Raw genomic sequence first — 349 nt, forward strand, 5'->3', positions numbered from 1 at the left:
AAAGAAGATACCTAACGTTTTCGCACCGGCACCAAATGCAGCCGTGATACGCGATGCCAAGCCATAACCTGTCGATGCACCAATTACTAATACATTTTTAGGACCATTTTCGATTTGGCCTTGTTGTTTTACGTATTCAATCTGTTCTTGAACGTGTGCAGCACAGCCTACTGGATGCGCATTCGTACAAATAAATCCGCGAATTTTTGGTTTGATGACCATAAGAGATCCTATCCATTGATTTGATACAAAATAAAAGTGAGATTGGTCTCACTTTATTAAAATTACTGCGTAGTGTACTGGAAGATATGTAAAACACACATCTGATCAGCTATCAAACTTAGAACCA

At 39.0% G+C, this 349-nt stretch carries 1 pseudogene; it reads right to left on the reverse strand.

Annotated features, from left to right (window positions below):
* Positions 1–222: pseudogene (locus tag CWC11_RS21235) on the reverse strand (bifunctional NADH-specific enoyl-ACP reductase/trans-2-enoyl-CoA reductase); the annotation flags it as partial.
* Positions 223–349: the final 127 nt, after the last annotated feature.

This window comes from Pseudoalteromonas sp. S3178 (assembly GCF_005886985.1).
GTDB classification, from domain to species: Bacteria; Pseudomonadota; Gammaproteobacteria; order Enterobacterales; family Alteromonadaceae; genus Pseudoalteromonas; species Pseudoalteromonas carrageenovora.